The organism is Rhizobium sp. SU303 (genome assembly GCF_021052345.1).
GTDB lineage: Bacteria > Pseudomonadota > Alphaproteobacteria > Rhizobiales > Rhizobiaceae > Rhizobium > Rhizobium laguerreae.
Genome location: NZ_CP088095.1, coordinates 1,947,071 through 1,967,156 on the forward strand (window position 1 = coordinate 1,947,071; position 20,086 = coordinate 1,967,156).

Genomic DNA, 20,086 nt, shown 5'->3' on the forward strand with positions numbered 1-20,086 from the left:
TGATCTTGGCCAAAAAGCGAGCGTCAAACAGTCCCACGCGGATCGAAGCCTTCGAAGGTCATCTGGTCTGCATTGGCGAATGTGCGTCGGCGCGCCTCTTCGTCACGCACCGTCCAGGTGATGACGGGAATGCCCTTTTCGCGTTCGCCGGTGATGAAGGCATTCGGCAGGTCGTCATAATAATAGGAGATGAAATCGAGACCGATCTCCATCGCCTTCGCATGCGCCTTTAACTCTTCCGGCGTGTTGCCGTTGGCGGTCAGCCCGAGCGGGTAGGGTGAGCCAAGCGCCTTCAGATCGCGCAGCAGCCAGTGGTCGAAGCTCATCAGCGCCACCTTGCCCTCATAGCCTTCGAGGACCTCGAGCACAGCTTCGGCGAAACCTTCGTCATCGGCCTCGCGCCCCTTGAGCTCCAGCACCAACGGCACCTTGCCCTCGACGAGATCGAGGAGCTGGCGCAGCGTCGGCACCTTGTCGCTTGTGCCGCCAACGGCGATCAGTCCGAGTTCCCGAGAGGTGCGCTCGCGGATGTCGCCGTTGAGATTGCACAGGCGCTGCAGGTCCTCGTCGTGAAAGATGACCGGCACGCCATCGGAGGCGTAATGCAGGTCGCATTCGATCGCAAAGCCCGCTTCGACGGCGCGCGAGAAGGCCGAAAGCGTGTTTTCCCAGACATGCGTGTTGAGGTCGTGATAGCCGCGATGGGCGACCGGCAGTTCCCTGATCCAGGCAACATTGGTCATTCTGCGATTTCCATGATAGCGTCTATCTCGACGGCGGCATTCAGCGGCAGGGCCGCCATGCCGACGGCAGCGCGGGCATGTTTGCCGGCTTCGCCAAGCACGCCGGCAATCAGGTTCGAAGCGCCGTTGATGACGAGATGCTGCTCGACGAAGTCGGGCGCCGAGGCGACGAAGCCGTTCAGCTTGATGACGCGCCGGATACGGCCGAGATCGCCGCCAAGTGCGGCCTTCGCCTGGGCAAGGATGTTGATGGCGCAGAGTTCGGCGCCGCGCTGGCCCGTTGCAACGTCGACTGTCGTGCCGAGATGGCCCGAGACAGCGATCTTGCCGCCTTCGAGCGGCAGCTGGCCGGAGATGTAGAGAAGATTGCCGCTGATGACATAGGGAACGTAATTTGCAGCAGGTGCTGCGGCTTCGGGAAGGGTTATCCCCATCTCAATCAGGCGAGCCGCAATTTCATCGGGCATTTTCGTCTCCGCTTTTGTTGTCAATTCTTCAAAAATTATGCATCAAGACTAGATTCTTCAATATGACAGTTTCGAGCCTCGATTTGGCCGAAAGCGTTCTTATAACATGGCGACCGAGTCCAACAGGAGTTAATGAATGTTCCGATCGAGTCTTGTCGCTCTGCTTCTCGCCAGCGTTTCCGCCAATGCATGGGCGGCTGCGCCCGCGGTTAGCGCTGCGATCGCGACCGGCCTCGTCGCACATCGCGCGGTCTACGATCTGGAATTGAAGGATGCCTCGGACCGCTCCGGCATCGCCGGCATGTACGGTCGCATGGTCTATGAGTTCGACGGCAGCTATTGCCAGGGCTTTACCACCAATTTCCGCTTCGTGACCCAGATCGACACCGGCGACAGCGTGCGTGTCAGCGATCAACAGACGAAGACCTTCGAAAACCTGAAGGACGGCAAGTTCACTTTCGACACCAAATCCTTCACCGACGAGCAGCTCGATAAAGAGGTCAACGGTGCGGCGCAGGACCAGCCTGATGGTGTCAAGGTCGATCTCAAGCAGCCGGCGAGCCGCGAGCTGCAGCTTTTAGAAAGCCGTTTTCCCACGGAACATATGCTCGATGTGATCCAGCACGCCAAGGACGGCAAGCGCTTCTTCGAGGCGCGCGTTTTTGACGGTTCGGACGACGGCGACAAGTCGCTGGCGACGACGACGATCGTCGGCAAGCAGGAGACGCCGATCGCCGAGGAAGCCGATGCCGGCAACGCCGGCGCCTTCTCCAAGACGGCCTTCTGGCCGGTGACGATCGCCTATTTCAACGAAAGTGCGAAATCGGATGCGTTGCCGGTCTACCGCATGTCCTTCAAGCTCTATGAGAACGGCATTACCCGCGATCTGACGATGGATTACGGTGATTTCGTCCTGAGCGGCAAGCTCGCCAAGCTGGAGCTGCTGGACCGCAAGGCCGAGGTTTGCAAGTAGGCGACGGGCTCTCGCCTGTCATAAAACTGTATCATAAAATTCACTATGGTTCGGCGATCAGCGATGACTGAGTCGCCGTCTGTCGTCCTGCTTTTCGGGTCGGTGCGATCCTGGCGGCCAAGCCATTGCGATGACGTTTATCTGCTGGACTGCGTAGCCATTACGCATCGCAAGCTTGAAAGCCCGAATCATGGCCGACACCGATCTCGCGACTGTTCAGAATGCCGCCCTGCCGGTTGTTGTCGCCGATCCGGCGGAAATTGCCCGCATTTCGGATAGCATCAACATCACCGACCGTGCCGGCATTTCGGTCTATGGCGACCGCGCCCAGCAGGCGGTCAGCGATTATGCCGACAGGATCCTGCGCGAAGTCCGCAACAAGGACCTCGGCGATGTCGGCCGCCTGCTGACCGACATCATCCTCAAATCGAAAAGCCTCGATCCGGCATCGCTGAAGGATAAGGGTTTCCTCAGTCGCATGTTTCTCTCGGCCAAGGCCAGGCTCGAACGCTTCAAGGCGGAGTTCGAAGACGTGGCCGGCCAGATCGACCGGATCGGCCTGGAGCTCGACCGCCATAAGGATACGCTAAGGCGCGACATTGCGCTGCTCGACGACCTGCATGAGGAAACCAGGCAATCGATCATGCGGCTCGAGGCCTATGTTCAGGCCGGCAAGACTTTCGCCGAGCGTTTCCGCAGCGTCGATCTGCCGACGCTGAAGGCGCAAGCCGAGGCGGCGGCGACCGGCCCCGGCGGCGGCATGCTGGAAGCACAGACCTATCAGGACAGCCTGCAGGCGCTCGACCGGCTGGAAAAGCGGGTCTTCTACCTGCAGCAGGCCCGTCAGCTCGGCATCCAGCAATTGCCGCAGATCCGCATCGTTCAGGCGGGCGATGAGACGCTGATCGAGAATCTGCAGGCGACTTCGGCGCTGACGGTGCCGGCCTGGAAGCAGAAGATGGTGATCCTGCTCGGCTTGACGCGGCAGAAATCGGCGCTCGACCTGCAGAAGGCGGTGACCGACGCCACCAACGACATGATCCGCCAGGCGTCCGAGATGATGAAGGACCAGGCGATATCAATCGAGCAGCAGTCGCAGCGCGGCATCGTCGATATCGACACGCTCGCCAAGGCGAACAGGGATCTGATCGATACGATATCAGGCGTGCTGCAGGTTCAGGAGGAGGGACGCCGCAAGCGGGCGCTCGCCGAACAGCAGATGGAGCAGATGACGATCGAACTCAAGAAGGCGATGACCCAAGCGTGATCGGCAAGATGACGATGCGAGCACTGCTTTCAGGCCTGGCACTTCTTGCCGCTCTGCCCCTTGCCGGCTGCAATCCCCTGGGGCCGGATTTCTCGATCGTATCGGGATCGGAGAACACCGTTCTGCAGCCGATCGTCGAAGAATTCTGCAAGCAGAAGAACGCCACCTGCACCTTCAAGTATGAAGGCACGCTCGATATCGGTCTGGCGCTGCAGAGTGACCAGGGCGTCGCGCAGGATGCGGTCTGGCCGGCCTCCAGCGTCTGGGTCGACATGTTCGACACCAAGCGCCGCGTCAAGAGCCTGACCTCGATCGCCCAGACGCCGGTGGTCTTGGGCGTGCGCAGGTCGAAGGCCGAGCAGCTCGGCTGGATCGGCAAGGACGTTTTCATGAAGGACATTCTCGCTGCGGTCGAGAGCGGGTCGCTGAAGTTCCTGATGACCTCGGCGACGCAATCCAATTCGGGCGCCAGCGCCTATCTTTCCATGCTGTCGAGCGCGCTCGGCAACAAGCCGGTGATCGAGCCCGGCGATCTCGACGACAAACACGTCCAGGAGAGCGTCCGGTCGCTGCTGTCAGGTGTCGTGCGCTCTTCCGGCTCTTCCGGCTGGCTTGCCGAACTCTATGTCGAATCCGCCGGCAAGGGCACGATCTATGATGCGATGTGGAATTACGAGGCGGTGCTGAAGGAAACCAACGACAAGCTCGCCGCCCTGTCGCAGGAACCGCTTTACGCGATCTATCCGGCCGATGGTGTGGCCATGGCGGATTCGCCTATCGGTTTCGTCGATCATGGCCGCGGGCCGGAAGTCCAGACCTTCTTCAACGATCTGCTCGCCTATCTGAGCTCGGCCCCCGTGCAGCAGCGCATCGCCGATACCGGCCGGCGCATTCCCTTGACCGGCGTTGCCGCAAAGCCGGAGCCAAGCTGGAATTTCGATCCCGCCCGGCTGGTGACGGCAATCCGCATGCCGGAGGCGGGCGTCATCCGCCAGGCGCTCAACCTTTATCAGGCCGCGCTGCGCAAACCGTCCCTGACCGCGCTCTGCCTCGATTTTTCCGGTTCGATGCAGGGTGACGGCGAGGATCAGCTGCAGAAGGCGATGCGTTTCCTGTTGACGCCCGACGAGGCGAGCAAGGTGCTGGTGCAATGGTCGCCCGCCGATCAGATCATCGTCATTCCCTTCGACGGCAGCGTGCGCAACACTTTCATGGCGAGTGGAAATCCGCTGGAGCAGGAGGGGCTGCTGAACGAGATTTCCCGGCAGAAGGCCAATGGCGGCACGAACATGTATGCCTGCGCCGCACGGGCTCTGCAGCAGATTGCCCGAACCGACGGGCTCTCGACTTATCTGCCTGCCATCGTCATCATGACCGACGGCAAGTCCGATGATCAAAGCCAGCCCTTCACCAGAGAATGGAAGGCGATGGAGCCGCATGTGCCGATCTTCGGCATCACATTCGGCGATGCCGACAAGACCCAGCTCGACAGTCTCGCCAAGCTGACCTCGGCGCGCGTATTCGATGGCGGTTCGGATCTCGCCACCGCCTTCCGCACCGCGCGAGGCTACAATTAGGACAGGCATGCGCAACTGGCTCGGCAATGACGGCAACTGGATCGTGGCGGGACTGGCGGCGGCAATCACCGTGCCGCTCTTGAGCTTTGCCGCCGGCATGCCCTTCTGGATCGCCGCCATCATCGCCCTTCTGGTCTTTGCCGGCCTCGTCATTCTGCTCGCGCCGCGCCGGCTGTTCGAAGGCCTCGATATCAAGAGCATCGGCAGCGGGCGCGTCGCCTTTGCCCGCGACCTGCTAGAGGCCGCCGTTCCCTTTGCACAGAGGCTGGAGACTGCCGCCGACACGATAAGCGATCGTCAGATGGCAGCCGCAGTCCGGCATCTCGCCGAAATTGCCGCCGATGTCTTTCGCAAGGTCGAGGCCAAGCCCGAGAGCGCCAATGCGGTACGGCGGTTCCTCTCCTATTATCTGCCGCGTGCCGCCGAGGTGGCGGAAGGTTTTGCCGTGATCGAGGCCAAGCGCGTTCCAGACCCCAAGCAGCTGGAAGAGGTGCGCGGCGTGCTGGTCAAGCTTGAAGAGGCCTTCGTCCATTATGCCGACAGCCTGGTCGATGAGGAACTCGGCACGCTCGACACCGATCTGCGCCTCATCCAGGCATCGCTCAAAGAGGATATCGGACGCTGATGGCCCTTTCTCGTCGCGCCTTTGGAGTGGGACTGCTCGGAGCCGGCGTCGTCGGCACCGGCGGTTATTTCGCCGTCCGTGATCGGCCGGAATTGCAGGGCCTGCTCGGCAGCCGCACGACGCTGTTCGGCTTCGTCGGCGGCGAGAAGGAAGCCTTCCTGGCCGATCCCGACGTCATCAAGGCGCTCGGCGGATACGGATTGACGGTGGGCAGCCGTGTCGCCGGCTCCGTCGAGATGGTCCGCGAACAGGCGCTGCTGTCGCAGCATCCGCAATTCCTCTGGCCGTCCTCCTCGATCATGGTCGATATCGCCAGGCAGAACGGCATTTCCATCCGCAACGACCGCGTCGTGCTGAACACGCCGATCGTCGTCTATTCCTGGCAGCCCGTCGTCGATGGACTGATGAAAGCGGGATTGGTGACGGTGACGAACGAAGGCCATCATCAGCTCGACCTCAAGGCTTTGCTGGATGCGATCCTTGCCGGGTCCGACTGGTCGAAGCTCGGCGTCAATTCGCTCTACGGCCGTGCCCGCATCGTCTCGACCGATCCCAACCGCTCCAATTCCGGCTTCATGTTCGCAGGCCTGGTGCTCAGCCTTTTCAGCGGCAATGTCGCGACTTCAGGCGATCTCGCCACCTTCGGCGGCAAGGTGCAGGCGATCTTCCGCAACATGGGCTTCAAGTCGCCGTCGTCAGGCAAACTTTTCGACCAGTATCTCGCAGGCGGCCTCGGCGGCGAGCCGATGATCGTCGGTTATGAGAACCAGTTGGTCGAATGGATCCTCGCCGATCCCGCACGCTGGGACCGCATCAAGGCGAGTGCCGGCGCAAAGCCGGTGGTGCTCTATCCGCGCCCGACCGTCTATTCGGCGCATCCGCTGATCGTCGTCGACGAGAACGCCAACCGGCTGATCGAAGCGCTGGTGAGCCCGAAGCTCCAGGAACTCGCCTGGACGAGACACGGCTTCCGCGGTCCGCTGGGGACCGCCACCGGCAACGCCGACAGTGCGATCGGCACCCTGCTGCCGGCCGAGGTCGATGCCATCCTGCCGATGCCGGATGCAGGCGTTATGCTGTCGCTGCTGCCGACACTGGCAAGCTGAGCCGCCAGGTTTTTTCGGCATAAGCCTTGCTTTTGCGCCAAATCGAATGTATGGGCACCGGCATTCCACACGTAAGGCATGGGATCGTCCGGGAGAAATCCGGGCTGTTCCGCCCGGTGGCATCCTCGAAGAGGGTGCTGTTCGCCTTGCGGAGGTTCAACCGGAAAAGGAGTAACAAGGCATGGCATTGCCTGATTTTTCTATGCGCCAGCTTCTTGAGGCAGGCGTCCACTTCGGCCACCAGACTCATCGCTGGAACCCGAAGATGAAGCCGTATATCTTCGGCGATCGCAACAACATTCACATCATCGATCTGGCCCAGACCGTTCCGATGCTGTCGCGCGCCCTCCAGGTCGTCAGCGACACCGTTGCCCGCGGCGGCCGCGTTCTCTTCGTCGGCACCAAGCGCCAGGCGTCCGAGATCATTGCCGACAGCGCCAAGCGCTCGGCCCAGTACTACGTCAACTCGCGCTGGCTCGGCGGCATGATGACGAACTGGAAGACGATCTCCAACTCGATCCAGCGTCTGCGCAAGCTCGACGAGATCCTGAACGGCGAAGCCCAGGGCTTCACCAAGAAGGAACGCCTGAACCTCGAGCGCGAACGTGAAAAGCTGGACAAGGCTCTTGGCGGTATCCGTGATATGGGCGGCACGCCCGACCTGATGTTCATCATCGACACCAACAAGGAAAAGATCGCGATCGACGAAGCCAAGCGCCTCGGCATCCCGGTTGTCGCCATCATCGACTCGAACTGCGATCCGGACCTGATCGACTATCCGATCCCGGGTAACGACGACGCATCGCGCGCGATCGCTCTTTACTGCGAGCTGATCTCCCGCGCCGCCATCGACGGCATCGCACGCCAGCAGGGCTCTTCCGGCCGCGATCTCGGCGCATCCTCCGAAGTTCCGGTCGAGCCGGCTCTCGAGGAAGCAGCCGAAGGCTGATGAAAGCGGGCGGATCGAAAAGGTCCGCCAATGCTTGCAGAGACTGGGAAAGGCCGCTCGCGACTCATCGAAGTTCGGCGGCCTTGCCTGTTTCAAGGGGAGGGCGTCAGGCTCTCCGCCCGATAAGTTTCGTTATGGCGCGTCTTCATCACGCTGTCATACATACAGGTACATTTCGTGCCTCAATCCGGTGCCGAGCCGCGCTTTACGGCCCACCGTATGAACCGACAAGAGGAAGCTAATGAGCGAGATTACGGCTGCAATGGTGAAGGAACTGCGCGAAAAGACCGGCGCAGGCATGATGGACTGCAAGAAGGCTCTTGCTGAAACCGGTGGCGACATGGAAGCGGCGATCGACTGGTTGCGTGCCAAGGGCATCGCCAAGGCCGACAAGAAGTCCGGCCGCACCGCTGCCGAAGGCCTCATCGGCGTTTCGAGCCAGGGCACCAAGGCCGTCGTCGTCGAAGTCAATTCCGAAACCGACTTCGTTGCCCGTAACGATGCCTTCCAGGAACTCGTTCGCGGCATCGCCAAGGTCGCCGTCTCGACCGACGGCACTGTCGATGCCGTTGCCGCTGCGATCTACCCGGCATCCGGCAAGTCCGTGTCCGACACGATCAAGGATGCGATCGCAACGATCGGCGAGAACATGAACCTGCGCCGTTCGGTTGCTCTCTCGGTCGAGGACGGCGTCGTCGCCACCTATATCCACAATGCTGTTTCCGACGGCCTCGGCAAGCTCGGCGTTCTCGTTGCGCTGAAGTCTACCGGCGACAAGGAAGCCCTGAACGCCATCGGCCGTCAGGTTGCCATGCACATCGCCGCCACTGCGCCGCTGGCGATCCGCCCGGAAGAAGTCGATGCCGCCGTCGCCGAGCGCGAGCGCAACGTCTTCATCGAGCAGTCGCGCGCTTCCGGCAAGCCGGACAATATCATCGAGAAGATGGTCGACGGCCGCATGCGCAAGTTCTTCGAGGAAGTCGCCCTTCTCTCGCAGGCTTTCGTCATCAATCCGGATCTGACGGTCGCAGCCGCCATCAAGGAAGCTGAAAAGGCCGTCGGCGCGCCGATCGAGGTTGCCGGCATGGCCCGTCTGCTGCTCGGCGAAGGCGTCGAGAAGGAAGAATCCGACTTCGCGGCCGAAGTCGCTGCTGCCGTCAAGGGTTGATCTTCCAGCCATAATTGGGAAAACACGAAGGGCACCGCGTGACAACGCGGTGCCCTTCGTGTATCGGGCATTCACGGCAATTTACGAGGAGCCAAGATGTCTTTAGAGCCTGTCTATAAACGTGTTCTACTCAAGGCTTCCGGCGAAGCGCTCATGGGTGGCCAGGGTTTCGGGATCGATGTGACGGTGGCGGACCGCATTGCATCCGACATCGCCGAGGCACGGCATATGGGCGTGGAAGTCGGCGTCGTCGTCGGTGGCGGCAATATCTTCCGCGGTGTCGCGGTAGCGTCCAAGGGCGGCGACCGGGTGACTGGCGACCATATGGGCATGCTCGGCACGATAATCAATGCGCTGGCGCTGGCAACCTCGCTGCGCAAGCTGAACATCGATACGGTGGTGCTTTCGGCCATCTCCATGCCCGAGATCTGCGAGAGCTTTTCGCAGCGCGCAACCCTTTATCATCTGTCGATGGGACGCGTGGTGATCTTTGCCGGCGGCACCGGCAACCCCTTTTTCACCACCGATTCCGCCGCAGCACTTCGTGCGGCCGAAATGGGTGCGGAAGCGATCTTCAAGGGCACCCAGGTGGACGGCATCTATACCGCCGACCCGAAGAAATATCCCGATGCGACCCGCCTCGACCGGCTGACGCACCAGGAAGTGCTGGACAGGGGGCTTGCGGTGATGGACGTTGCCGCCGTGGCGCTCGCCAGGGAGAATTCCATTCCGATCATCGTCTTCTCGATCCACGAGAAGGGTGGTTTTGCTGAAATCTTGACGGGCGGTGGTCTCAAGACCATCGTCTCCGACAACTGATATAAGCTGCGCTGCGGTTTCGGCGCAGCCCTCGCCAGACGGGAGCATCCATATGAGTGAAGGTATCGACATCAAGGAACTGAAGCGCCGCATGGACGGCGCGATTTCCGCATTCAAGAGCGACATCGCATCGCTGCGCACCGGCCGTGCGTCGGCCAACATCCTCGACCCGGTGACGATCGAGGCCTATGGTTCGCGCATGCCGCTGAACCAGGTCGCCAACATCACCGTGCCCGAGCCGCGCATGCTGTCGGTTTCCGTCTGGGACAAGTCGATGGTCAGCGCCGTCGAGCGCGGCATTCGCGAATCCAATCTCGGCCTCAACCCGATCGTCGATGGCCAGAACCTGCGCATTCCGCTGCCGGAGCTGAACGAGGAGCGTCGCAAGTCGCTCGTCAAGGTGGCCCACGACTATGCCGAAAAGAGCAAGGTGGCGATTCGCCATGTCCGCCGCGACGGCATGGACGGCCTTAAGAAAGCCGAAAAAGACGGCGTAATCGGCCAGGACGAGAGCCGGGCGCAGTCGGAACGTGTACAGAAGATGACGGACGAGACGATTTCCGAAATCGACCGCTTGCTTGGCGAGAAGGAAAAGGAAATCATGCAGGTCTAGTGGATCTGTGCCTTTGCCTGGAAAGACCGGACGGGAAATGTCGGAATCTGTATTTGTGACTGTGCCAGAGCATGTTGCCATCATCATGGATGGCAATGGCCGTTGGGCCAAGCAGCGTGGCCTGCCGCGCACGATGGGCCATCGCAAGGGCGTTGAGGCGGTGCGCGAGACAGTCCGCGCCGCCGGTGCGGCCGGCATAAAATATCTGACCCTCTTTGCCTTCTCCTCGGAGAACTGGCGCCGGCCCGAAGCCGAGGTCTCCGATCTGCTCGGCCTGCTCAAGGCTTTCATCCGGCGCGACCTCGCCGAACTCCATCGCCAGAACGTGCGGATCAAGGTGATCGGCGACCGCCACAGCCTGCGCAGCGACATTCTGGGCCTCTTGCTGGAGGCGGAGGAGACGACCAAGGACAACACGTCACTGACGCTCGTCATCGCCTTCAACTATGGTTCGCGCGACGAGATCGCCCGCGCCGTCGTCAGTCTCGCCCGCGACGTCGAGGCCGGCCGGCTGAGAGCGCAGGATATTACACCGGCGCTGATCAACGCCCGACTTGACACGGCCGGCATTCCCGATCCGGATCTCATTATCCGCACCAGCGGCGAAGAGCGGCTTTCCAACTTCCTTCTCTGGCAGGCCGCCTATTCGGAATTCATCTTCCTTCCGGAATATTGGCCGGATTTCAGCTCCGAGATCTTCCGCTCGGCGCTTGAGACATTCGCCTCTCGTGACCGGCGCTTCGGCGGCCTGTCGTCGCAGGCGGCTGCGGTCGGCACCTGATGCAGCAGGAACTGAAGCTCCGCATCGTTTCAGGACTGATTCTTGCGGCCATCGTTCTTGCAGCTACCTGGTATGGCGGCCTTGCCTTTCGTGTGCTGGCGGTCGTGATCGGCCTGCTGATCTACTATGAATGGTCGAAAATGACAGGCATCGCGCGGGATTGGGTCGCCAATGCCGTCGGCTGGATCGGCGAGGCGGCGATTGCCTTCCTGGTGCTTGTCGGCAATTTCGAATTCGCCGCCGGCATGCTGGCCGGCGTCACCGCCGTCGGCATCGCCCTGATCATCTTGCAGGGCACGAGCCGCTGGTTGCCAGTGGGCCTGTTTTATGCCGGCGCCACCGGCCTCGCGCTTGCCGCGATCAGAAGCGATGACCGGCTTGGTCTTTACGCCATGCTCTTCGTCTTTGCCGTCGTCTGGGCAACGGATATCCTTGCCTATTTCGTCGGCAGGGCGCTTGGCGGACCGAAGCTTGCCCCTTCGATCTCGCCCGGAAAGACCTGGTCGGGTGCAATCGGCGGCGCCATTTCGGCGGTCGTAGCCGGCGTCGTTCTCATCCATTTTCTGCTTCCGGGCGCTGAAATCATCGCCGCCGGTGTGGCGTTCGTTCTCTCGGTTTGCAGCCAGCTGGGCGATCTTTTCGAATCGTTCATCAAGCGAAAATTCGGCGTCAAGGATTCGAGCCGTCTCATTCCGGGCCATGGCGGCGTCATGGACCGTGTCGACGGACTGATTTTCGCCTGTTTTTCGGCGTTCTTGCTTGCTGGGGTTTTTTCCCTGATAAAGGGGGCCGGAATGACGTCGCTTGGCGCGGCATTGTTCGGGTTCTGACAACACGGCAGTCTGACGGAAAGGACTCATGGAAACGATGAGCGGCATATACGCATTTCTGATGGGGAACATCGTTACCTTCATCCTCGTGCTGTCACTGCTCGTCTTTGTGCATGAGATGGGCCATTACCTCGTCGGGCGCTGGAGCGGCATTCGCATCCTTGCCTTTTCCGTCGGCTTCGGTCCGGAGATCTTCGGCTTCACCGACCGCCACGGAACGCGCTGGAAGATTTCGGTGATCCCGCTTGGCGGCTACGTCCGGTTCTTCGGCGACGAGGATGCCTCGAGCAAGCCCGACACCGACAAGATCGCCGCCATGTCCGAGGAGGACAGGGCGCGCTCCTTTGCCGGCGCCAAGCTGTGGAAACGCGCTGCAACCGTCGCGGCTGGCCCGATCGCCAATTTTCTGCTGGCGATCGCCATCTTCACCATTCTTTTCTCGGTCTATGGCCGCACGATCGCCGATCCTGTCGTTGCCGAGGTCAAGCCAGACGGCGCAGCCGCTGCCGCCGGCATCCTTCCAGGCGATCTGCTGGTCGCCATTGACGGCGGTAAGGTCGAGACCTTCGACGACGTGCGCCGCTATGTCGGCATCCGCCCGAGCCAGAAGATCGTCGTGACGATCGAGCGCGCCGGCCAGAAACTCGATGTGCCGATGGTGCCGCAGCGCGTGGACCAGACCGACCAGTTCGGTAACAAGGTCGAGCTCGGCCAGATCGGCATCGTCACCAGCCGGGAGGCCGGCAACTTCCGCCTGAAGACCTATACGCCGCTGCAGTCGCTGCGCGAGGCTGTGATCGAGACCCGCGACATTGTCACCGGCACCTTCAAATATATCGGCAACATCTTCAGCGGAACGATGCGCGCCGATCAATTGGGCGGGCCGATCCGCGTGGCGCAAGCTTCGGGCCAGATGGCGTCGCTTGGGATAGGCGCGGTGTTGCAGCTGGCGGCGGTGCTTTCTGTTTCGATAGGATTGCTTAACCTGATGCCGGTTCCGGTACTTGATGGCGGCCACCTGATGTTCTATGCGGTGGAAGCGGTGAGGGGGAAACCGCTCGGCTCTTCGGCCCAGGAAATTGCATTTCGCATCGGCCTGGCGATGATACTGACATTGATGGTTTTCACGACCTGGAACGACATTGGCTCGTTGAGAGGGTAAACGAGCAAGGCGAGGCTAATTACTATTTATTTACGATGTTTCAAGGCTGTAGTGGCGAATGGGTCACGCTTGCAAATGAAGTAAACAGAAATTAACGACCTGCCTTGCTTGTATGTCAAAAGCGGGTAAAACGACACACGTGACCGGAATCGGGTTCTCCTGGAGCCGGGGACGAGGGAAACAAAAGGTAATGGGTGAAATGAAGGCTGGTTCAAAGTTTTTGAACGCAGTATCGGCGGTTGCGCTGTCTGCTGGTGTTGTTGCTTCGGGCGCAGGTGCTGTGACGTTCGTTTCCGCTACGGCCGCTGAGGCCGCGGTTATCCAGCGCATCGATGTGCGCGGCGCAAGCCGTGTCGGCGCGGAAGCGGTCCGGTCGAACCTCACCATCGCTCCCGGAAAGAATTTCTCGAACAGCGATATCGATGCCTCGGTCAAGCAACTCTACGGCACGGGTTATTTCTCCGACGTCAAGATCTCGGTCTCCGGCAGCACGCTGGTCGTCAATGTTCAGGAAGCCCAACTGGTCAATCAGGTCGTCTTCAACGGCAACCGCAAGATCAAGGACGACAAGCTCGCGACGATCGTCCAGACCCACGCTGCCGGCCCCTACAGCGACACCCAGATCCAGGCCGACATCCAGTCGATCAAGGAAGCTTATGCTGCCACCGGCCGCAGCGAGGTCGAAGTCACGACGCAGGTGGTGCCGCTCGGCGAAGGCCGCGTCAACCTTGCCTTCGTCATCAACGAGGGTGACCGCACCAAGATCGATTCGATCAATTTTGTCGGCAACAATGCCTACAGCGCCGGCCGCCTGGCTGCCGTGATCGCCACCAAGCGTTCGAACTTTCTTTCGTTCCTGACCCGCAAGGACGTTTACAACGAAGACAAGCTCCACGCCGACGAAGAAGCGCTGCGTCAGTTCTATTACAATCGCGGCTACGCCGACATGCGCATCGTCTCTTCCGATGCCACCTTCGACGACGCGACCAACAAATACACGCTCACATTCAACATCGAGGAAGGCCAGCGCTACGACTTCGGACCGGTGACCGTCCAGTCGACCGTCGAAGGCGTCGGCTCAGAGCAGCTGCAGCCGCTGGTGCGCACCCGCGAAGGTCAGGTCTACAACGCCAAGGAAGTCCAGAAGTCGATCGAGGCGATCTCCGATCAGGTGGCGTCTGCCGGTTATCCCTTTGCGCGCGTCACGCCGCGCGGTAATCGCGACCTCAACAACAACACGATCGGTGTCGAGTATCTGGTCGACCAGGGCGAGCGCGCCTATGTCGAGCGCATCGAGATCCGCGGCAACAGCCGCACGCGCGACTACGTCATTCGCCGCGAATTCGACATGAGCGAAGGCGATGCCTTCAATCAGCAGATGATCACCAAGGCCAAGCGCCGCCTCGAAGCGCTCGGTTACTTCTCTTCCGTCAATATCTCCACCCAGCCGGGCAGTTCGCCGGACCGCGTCGTGGTGGTCGTCGACGTGCAGGATCAGTCGACCGGTTCGTTCGGTGTCGGCGCGGGTTATGCCGCCGGCGGCGACGGCCTGCTGCTCGAAGCATCGATCGAGGAAAAGAACTTCCTCGGTCGTGGCCAGTACATCCGCATCTCGGCCGGTGGCGGCCAGGAAGGCTCGCGCGCCTACGGTGTCAGCTTCACCGAACCCTATTTCCTCGGCTATCGTCTGGCGGCAGGCTTCGACGTCAACCGCAGCGAAACGTCGAGCAACGACGACTATGACTACGAGGAAACCAGCGTCGTCCTGCGTGTGACCGCGCCGATCACCGAAGATCTGGCGACGACCTTCCGTTATAACTACAAGCAGATGAAGTATGACGGCGATACCTCTGATCTTTCGGCGACCTACGCCAATCTGGTCGACGAGAGCCCGTGGACACGCTCTTCCGTCTCGCAGACGCTGACCTACAACACGCTTGACGACACCGTCCTGCCGCGTGAAGGCATCTATGCGACGGCGACGCACGAACTTGCCGGCCTCGGCGGCGACTCGCAGTTCTACAAGATCTACGGCAAGGCCCGTTATTACCACCTGCTTGCCGACGATGCCGATATCATCGGCTCGCTCTCCGCTTCGGCTGGTTATGTCGTTCCCTTGGGCGACCACCTGAACGTCTTCGACCAGTTCACGCTGACCAACGGCGATATTCGCGGTTTCGAGAACAAGGGTATCGGCCCGCGCATCACCGGGGACCACGATGACCCGCTCGGTGGCACGACCTATTTCACGGCGTCTGCTGAAGCGACCTTCCCGATGCCGGGCTTCCCGCGTGACTTCAATCTGCGAGGCGCAGTCTTTGCCGATGCCGGCACGCTGTTTGGCAATGATGTCGAGCTTCTCGGGTCCGATCAGGCCGAGGGCACCAGCGCTTCTCTGCGCGCTTCCGTCGGTGTCGGTGTCGTCTGGCAGTCTCCGTTCGGTGCATTGCGTCTGGATTACGCAATCCCGGTCCTCAAGGAAGACTTCGACAAGACGCAGAACTTCAAGTTTGGCATCAACAACCAATTCTGATATCGGCAGTCCGGAACTGTAAGACTCAATTCCGTTCTGGAGCATTGCCGATGGAGCAAAACGTTTTTTTTCTGCCCCATGAAGGTCTGAAGCTCGCTGAGCTGGCAGAGTTTCTTGGGGCGGAACTTGCCAATTCCGACTATGCCGATGTTATCGTCAGGTCCGTTGCCCCCATCAGCCGGGCCCGGGCGGGCGATGTCTGTTATATCCTGTCGCGTCGTAACCGCGATGAACTGGCGACATGCGAAGCCTCGGCAGTGATCTGCGACAAGGCGCTCGCCGATCTCGTACCCCCCCATATCCCGGTCATTCTGTCGTCCAATCCACATGCGGCTTTCGCGATGGCGGGCGGCCTGTTTTATCCCGCGGCATTGCGTCCGGTCGTCTTTTCCGGTGAAAGCGAGATCGCGCCAAGTGCGGTGATCGATCCGAGCGCCAAGCTTGAAAAGGGCGTGATCGTCGAGCCGCTGGCCGTCATCGGAGCGCATGCCGAGATCGGCAAAGGGACGCGCATCGGCGCCCACAGCATCATCGGTCCGAATGTCAAGATTGGCCGGGATTGTTCGATTGCGGCCGGCGTGAGTATTCTCTGCGCGCTGCTCGGCAATGGCGTCATCATCCACAACGGCGCCCGCATCGGCCAGGATGGTTTCGGTTATGCGCCGGGCCCGCGCGGCATGATCAAGATCGTCCAGATCGGCCGAGTGATTATCCAGGATAATGTCGAGATCGGCGCCAACACCTCGATCGACCGTGGCACCATGGACGATACGGTCATCGGCGAAGGCACCAAGATCGACAACCAGGTACAGATCGGCCACAACGTTCAGATCGGCCGCCATTGCGCCATCGTTGCGCAGGTCGGCATTGCCGGCAGCGCGAAGATCGGCAATGGCGTTCAGATCGGCGGCCAGGTCGGTATCAAGGGGCATGTGACGATCGGCGACGGCGTGCAGATCGCCGCCCAAAGCGGTATCATGACCGATCTTGCCGCTGGCGGACAATATGGTGGTACACCTGGGCGTCCGCTGAATGACTATCTGAGAGATGTCGCGCAACAGATGTCAAAGACGAAGCTGCGCGGGAAGAAACCTGGAGGCGAGCAAAATGACTGAGGAAGCCACGACAACGCTTTCTTCGGCTGACATCATCGAGATCATGAAACTGCTGCCGCATCGCTACCCGTTTCTGATGGTTGACAAGATCATCGAGATCGATGGCGACAACACTGCGATCGGCATCAAGAACGTCACGGTGAATGAACCGCATTTCACCGGTCATTTTCCGGAATCTCCGATTATGCCCGGGGTTCTCTTGATCGAGGGCATGGCTCAGACCGCAGGTGCGATCTGTGCCAAGAAGGATGGCCAGCCCGGCAACCTCGTCTATTTCATGACCATCGAGAATGCGCGCTTCCGCAAGCCCGTCGTCCCCGGCGATCGTGTTGAATTCCATGTCAGGAAGCACAAGCAGCGCGGCAATATCTGGAAATTTCATTGTGACGCCAAGGTTGACGGCGCGCTCGTCGCCGAAGCCGATATCGGCGCGATGATCGTTCGTAAGGATCAGGCATGAGCACTATCGCCGAAAGCGCCCGCATTCATCCGATGGCTGTCGTCGAGGACGGCGCTTGCATCGGTGAGGGCGTCAAGATCGGTCCCTTCTGCCATGTCGGGCCGCACGTCGTCCTGCATGCGAATGTCGAGCTTTTGTCGCATGTGGTCGTCACCGGCCGCACCGTGATCGGCAAGGGCACGCGCATCTTCCCGATGGCGGTCGTCGGCGGCGATCCGCAGAGCGTGCATCACGGCGGCGAGGAGACGACGCTGACGGTCGGCGCCAACTGCACGATCCGCGAGGGCGTGACGATGAATACCGGCACGGCCGATTTCGGCGGTCAGACGATCGTCGGCGACAACAACCTCTTCCTTGCCAATTCGCATGTCGCGCATGACTGCCGGGTGGGCAACCATGTGATTATGTCGAACAACGTCATGCTCGCCGGCCATGTCGTCATCGAAGATCGCGTCATCCTGGGCGGCGGCTCGGCCGTTCACCAGTTTACCCGCGTCGGCCGTCAGGCCTTCGTCGGCGGGCTCTCGGCAGTGAGTTACGACGTCATTCCCTACGGCATGCTGAACGGCAATCCCGGGCTGCTGAGCGGCCTCAACGTCGTCGGCATGACGCGCGCCGGCGTCGACCGCGCCGTCATTCACAGGGTGCGGCGCGCCTACAAGTCGATCTTCGAAGGACCGGGCTCCGTCCGCGAAAACGCCGCCGCCATCCGCGAAGAATATGCCGATTGCGAGCAGGCGGTCCACATCCTCGACTTCATCGCCGCCGACAGCGACCGCGCCTTGTCCTCGCCAACCCGGGGGCAGAAGGGCTAGTCCGTGACTCTTTCCGGCGATACCGCTGCGGGCCGGCTGGCGATCATCGCCGGCGGCGGCCTTCTGCCTTCCTATGTCGCCGAAGCTGCGCGCGCGGCGGGCGAAAATCCCGTCATCGTCGCGCTGAAGGACGAAAGCGACCGGCGCTGGGAAGGGTATGACCATGCCGTCATCGGCGTCGGCGATTTTGCAGCTCTCGAGGGCCTCTTGAATCGCTACGGCATCGGCCGTGTCGTCATGTCCGGAAGCGTGCGGCGCCGGCCGGAATGGCGCGAGGTGCGCCCGACGCTGCGCACGCTGATGAAGATGCCGGCCACGATCCGCACCTTGCTGTCCGGCGGCGACGATACGGTGCTGCAGATGGTGATCCGGCTGATCGAGGGAAACGGCCGCCGCGTCGTCGGCGCTCATGAGATCGCTCCCGACCTTCTTGCCTACGTCGGCCCGCTTGGCGCTGCAGCGCCTGGCGAGGAAGACCGGCGCGATATCAGGCGCGCAGCCGATGCCGCTGAGATGCTGGGCCGGCTCGATGTCGGCCAGGGCGCCGTCGCCATCGGCGGGCGCATCGTCGCGCTGGAGGGTCTTGAGGGCACGGACGAGATGCTGGAGCGTGTCGCGGGTCTCAGAGCCGCCGGGCGCATCTCGCCGCGCCGCCGTGGCGCACTCGTCAAACTCTGCAAGCCGCAACAGGATATCCGCGCCGACTTGCCGGCGATCGGCGTTTCCACGGTCCTGAACGCGAGGAAAGCCGGCCTTGCCGGCGTCGCCGTCGAGGCCGGCCGCTCGCTGGTGCTCGATCGCGCCGCCGTCATTAAAACCGCCGATGAGGCCGGGCTTTTCGTCTGCGGCATCGATCGCGGCCTGCCGGCATGGGGGCTCGAATGAACGGGGCGCCGCTGAAGATTGCCGTCATTGCCGGCGAGGTGTCGGGGGATCTGCTCGGTGCCGATCTCATCGCCGCCCTGAAGCGGATTCATAGCGGACCGGTGGAACTCGTCGGCGTCGGCGGCGAGGGGCTGCAAGCGGAAGGCTTGCGATCCCTGTTCGATTTCTCCGAGCTGTCGATCATGGGCATCACCCAGGTGCTGAGCCGGCTGCCGAAGCTCTATACCCTGATCCGCCAGACGACGGCTGCCATCATCGCCGCAAGGCCGGATATTCTTCTCATCATCGACAGCCCGGACTTCACCCATCGCGTCGCCAAGCGTGTCCGCACCGCGCTGCCCGATCTGCCGGTTGTCAATTACGTCTGTCCGAGCGTCTGGGCCTGGAAGGAATATCGCGCCACGCGCATGCTCGCCTATGTCGATCATGTGCTCGCCGTCCTGCCTTTTGAGCCGGCAGTCATGCACACGCTCGGCGGGCCCGAGACCACCTATGTCGGCCATCGCCTGATCGCCGACCCGGCGCTGCTCGAAGCGCGGCGGCTGCGCGCCGGGCGCGCATCCGTCGAGAGAGCGGGCAAGACGATCCTGATGCTTCCGGGGTCAAGATCCTCCGAAGTCGCCAAGCTCCTGCCGTTCTTCGAGGATGCCGCCAAAGAACTTGTCGCCCGCAACGGCCCGATGCGCTTCCTGCTGCCGACCGTGCCGCACAACGAAGCGCTGGTGAAGGGTCTCGTCGCAGGCTGGGCCACGCCGCCTGAAGTGGTGGTCGGGTCGGCGCAGAAATGGAAGGCCTTTGCCGAAGCGGATGCGGCGATGGCAGCCTCCGGCACGGTGATCCTCGAACTCGCCCTCACCGGCGTGCCGACGGTGTCCGTTTACAAGACGGATTGGATCATCCGCCTGCTGAGCCTGCGCATCAAGGTGTGGACGGGCGCATTGCCCAATATCATCGCCGATTATGCCGTCGTGCCGGAATATCTGAACGAGATCGTCCGCGGCGCCAGCCTGGCGCGCTGGATGGAGCGGCTGTCGGCTGACACGTTCCAATTGAAGGCGATGAACGAGGGTTACGATCTCGTCTGGCAACGCATGCAGACCGAAAAGCCGCCCGGCGAGCACGCTGCCGAGATCCTTCTCGACGTGCTGAAAAAGAAAAAACCCGGTCGTTTCTGATCGGGTTTTCTTTTTGGTTCTTT

General features: G+C 61.5%; 20 protein-coding genes. 18 read left to right on the top strand and 2 right to left on the bottom strand.

Features of this window, described 5'->3' with window-relative positions; translation table 11 throughout:
* Positions 1–23: 23 nt before the first annotated feature.
* On the bottom strand, positions 24–743 hold the full coding sequence (locus RlegSU303_RS09800) for a glycerophosphodiester phosphodiesterase (RefSeq protein ID WP_017960271.1): 720 nt from the start codon (positions 741–743) through the stop codon (positions 24–26).
* Entirely contained in the window at positions 740–1,210 is a 471-nt protein-coding gene (locus RlegSU303_RS09805) for a RidA family protein (RefSeq protein ID WP_231283775.1), read from the bottom strand. Before RlegSU303_RS09805 ends, RlegSU303_RS09800 begins: the two co-directional genes overlap by 4 nt.
* 136 nt (positions 1,211–1,346) lie before the next feature.
* Here RlegSU303_RS09805 and RlegSU303_RS09810 point away from each other — a divergent pair, with 136 nt between their 5' ends.
* The 18 genes from RlegSU303_RS09810 (at position 1,347) to lpxB (ending at position 20,063) form a co-directional block, all read left to right on the top strand.
* A complete protein-coding gene (locus RlegSU303_RS09810) occupies positions 1,347–2,183 on the top strand; it encodes a cell envelope integrity EipB family protein (RefSeq protein WP_017960273.1) in 837 nt (278 codons plus the stop codon).
* Positions 2,184–2,373: 190 nt separating this feature from the next.
* Positions 2,374–3,450 carry a toxic anion resistance protein gene (locus RlegSU303_RS09815; RefSeq protein WP_231283776.1) on the top strand — a complete coding sequence of 359 codons (1,077 nt, stop codon included), beginning with the start codon at positions 2,374–2,376 and terminating at the stop codon, positions 3,448–3,450.
* A gap of 14 nt (positions 3,451–3,464) precedes the next feature.
* Positions 3,465–5,027, top strand: a complete 1,563-nt coding sequence (locus RlegSU303_RS09820; RefSeq protein WP_231283818.1) for a substrate-binding domain-containing protein — start codon at positions 3,465–3,467, stop codon at positions 5,025–5,027.
* Between the two features lie 7 nt (positions 5,028–5,034).
* Complete coding sequence (locus RlegSU303_RS09825; protein WP_017960276.1) at positions 5,035–5,652, top strand: 5-bromo-4-chloroindolyl phosphate hydrolysis family protein; 618 nt, start codon at positions 5,035–5,037, stop codon at positions 5,650–5,652.
* Positions 5,652–6,758: a substrate-binding domain-containing protein gene (locus tag RlegSU303_RS09830; protein WP_017960277.1), complete on the top strand. Its 1,107-nt coding sequence runs from the start codon at positions 5,652–5,654 to the stop codon at positions 6,756–6,758. Before RlegSU303_RS09825 ends, RlegSU303_RS09830 begins: the two co-directional genes overlap by 1 nt.
* 181 nt (positions 6,759–6,939) lie before the next feature.
* On the top strand, positions 6,940–7,707 hold the full coding sequence (gene rpsB / locus RlegSU303_RS09835; RefSeq protein ID WP_003539287.1) for a 30S ribosomal protein S2: 768 nt from the start codon (positions 6,940–6,942) through the stop codon (positions 7,705–7,707).
* Positions 7,708–7,948: 241 nt separating this feature from the next.
* Positions 7,949–8,875: a translation elongation factor Ts gene (gene tsf, locus RlegSU303_RS09840; protein WP_017960278.1), complete on the top strand. Its 927-nt coding sequence runs from the start codon at positions 7,949–7,951 to the stop codon at positions 8,873–8,875.
* Between the two features lie 96 nt (positions 8,876–8,971).
* Positions 8,972–9,694, top strand: coding sequence for a UMP kinase (gene pyrH, locus RlegSU303_RS09845; RefSeq protein ID WP_003539289.1), 723 nt, complete (start codon positions 8,972–8,974; stop codon positions 9,692–9,694).
* A 52-nt stretch (positions 9,695–9,746) separates the two neighbouring features.
* The gene (gene frr / locus RlegSU303_RS09850) at positions 9,747–10,307 is read left to right on the top strand and encodes a ribosome recycling factor (protein ID WP_018241888.1); all 561 of its coding nucleotides are present in this window, start codon (positions 9,747–9,749) and stop codon (positions 10,305–10,307) included.
* Positions 10,308–10,344: 37 nt separating this feature from the next.
* Positions 10,345–11,088, top strand: coding sequence for an isoprenyl transferase (locus RlegSU303_RS09855; RefSeq protein ID WP_017960280.1), 744 nt, complete (start codon positions 10,345–10,347; stop codon positions 11,086–11,088).
* A complete protein-coding gene (locus RlegSU303_RS09860) occupies positions 11,088–11,918 on the top strand; it encodes a phosphatidate cytidylyltransferase (RefSeq protein ID WP_168279536.1) in 831 nt (276 codons plus the stop codon). The genes RlegSU303_RS09855 and RlegSU303_RS09860 overlap by 1 nt, the downstream gene beginning before the upstream one ends.
* A 28-nt stretch (positions 11,919–11,946) precedes the next feature.
* Positions 11,947–13,080 carry an RIP metalloprotease RseP gene (gene rseP, locus RlegSU303_RS09865; protein WP_003539293.1) on the top strand — a complete coding sequence of 378 codons (1,134 nt, stop codon included), beginning with the start codon at positions 11,947–11,949 and terminating at the stop codon, positions 13,078–13,080.
* A 199-nt stretch (positions 13,081–13,279) separates the two neighbouring features.
* On the top strand, positions 13,280–15,613 hold the full coding sequence (bamA, locus tag RlegSU303_RS09870) for an outer membrane protein assembly factor BamA (RefSeq protein ID WP_168279537.1): 2,334 nt from the start codon (positions 13,280–13,282) through the stop codon (positions 15,611–15,613).
* A 50-nt stretch (positions 15,614–15,663) separates the two neighbouring features.
* Positions 15,664–16,728 (top strand): UDP-3-O-(3-hydroxymyristoyl)glucosamine N-acyltransferase, encoded by a 1,065-nt coding sequence (gene lpxD / locus RlegSU303_RS09875; RefSeq protein WP_168279538.1) that lies wholly within the window; start codon positions 15,664–15,666, stop codon positions 16,726–16,728.
* Entirely contained in the window at positions 16,721–17,188 is a 468-nt protein-coding gene (gene fabZ, locus RlegSU303_RS09880; protein ID WP_003539296.1) for a 3-hydroxyacyl-ACP dehydratase FabZ, read from the top strand. The genes lpxD and fabZ overlap by 8 nt, the downstream gene beginning before the upstream one ends.
* A complete protein-coding gene (gene lpxA, locus RlegSU303_RS09885; protein WP_077981108.1) occupies positions 17,185–18,003 on the top strand; it encodes an acyl-ACP--UDP-N-acetylglucosamine O-acyltransferase in 819 nt (272 codons plus the stop codon). The genes fabZ and lpxA overlap by 4 nt, the downstream gene beginning before the upstream one ends.
* Positions 18,004–18,006: 3 nt before the next feature.
* Entirely contained in the window at positions 18,007–18,888 is an 882-nt protein-coding gene (locus tag RlegSU303_RS09890; protein ID WP_168279539.1) for an LpxI family protein, read from the top strand.
* On the top strand, positions 18,885–20,063 hold the full coding sequence (gene lpxB, locus RlegSU303_RS09895; RefSeq protein ID WP_168279540.1) for a lipid-A-disaccharide synthase: 1,179 nt from the start codon (positions 18,885–18,887) through the stop codon (positions 20,061–20,063). The genes RlegSU303_RS09890 and lpxB overlap by 4 nt, the downstream gene beginning before the upstream one ends.
* Positions 20,064–20,086 lie beyond the last annotated feature (23 nt).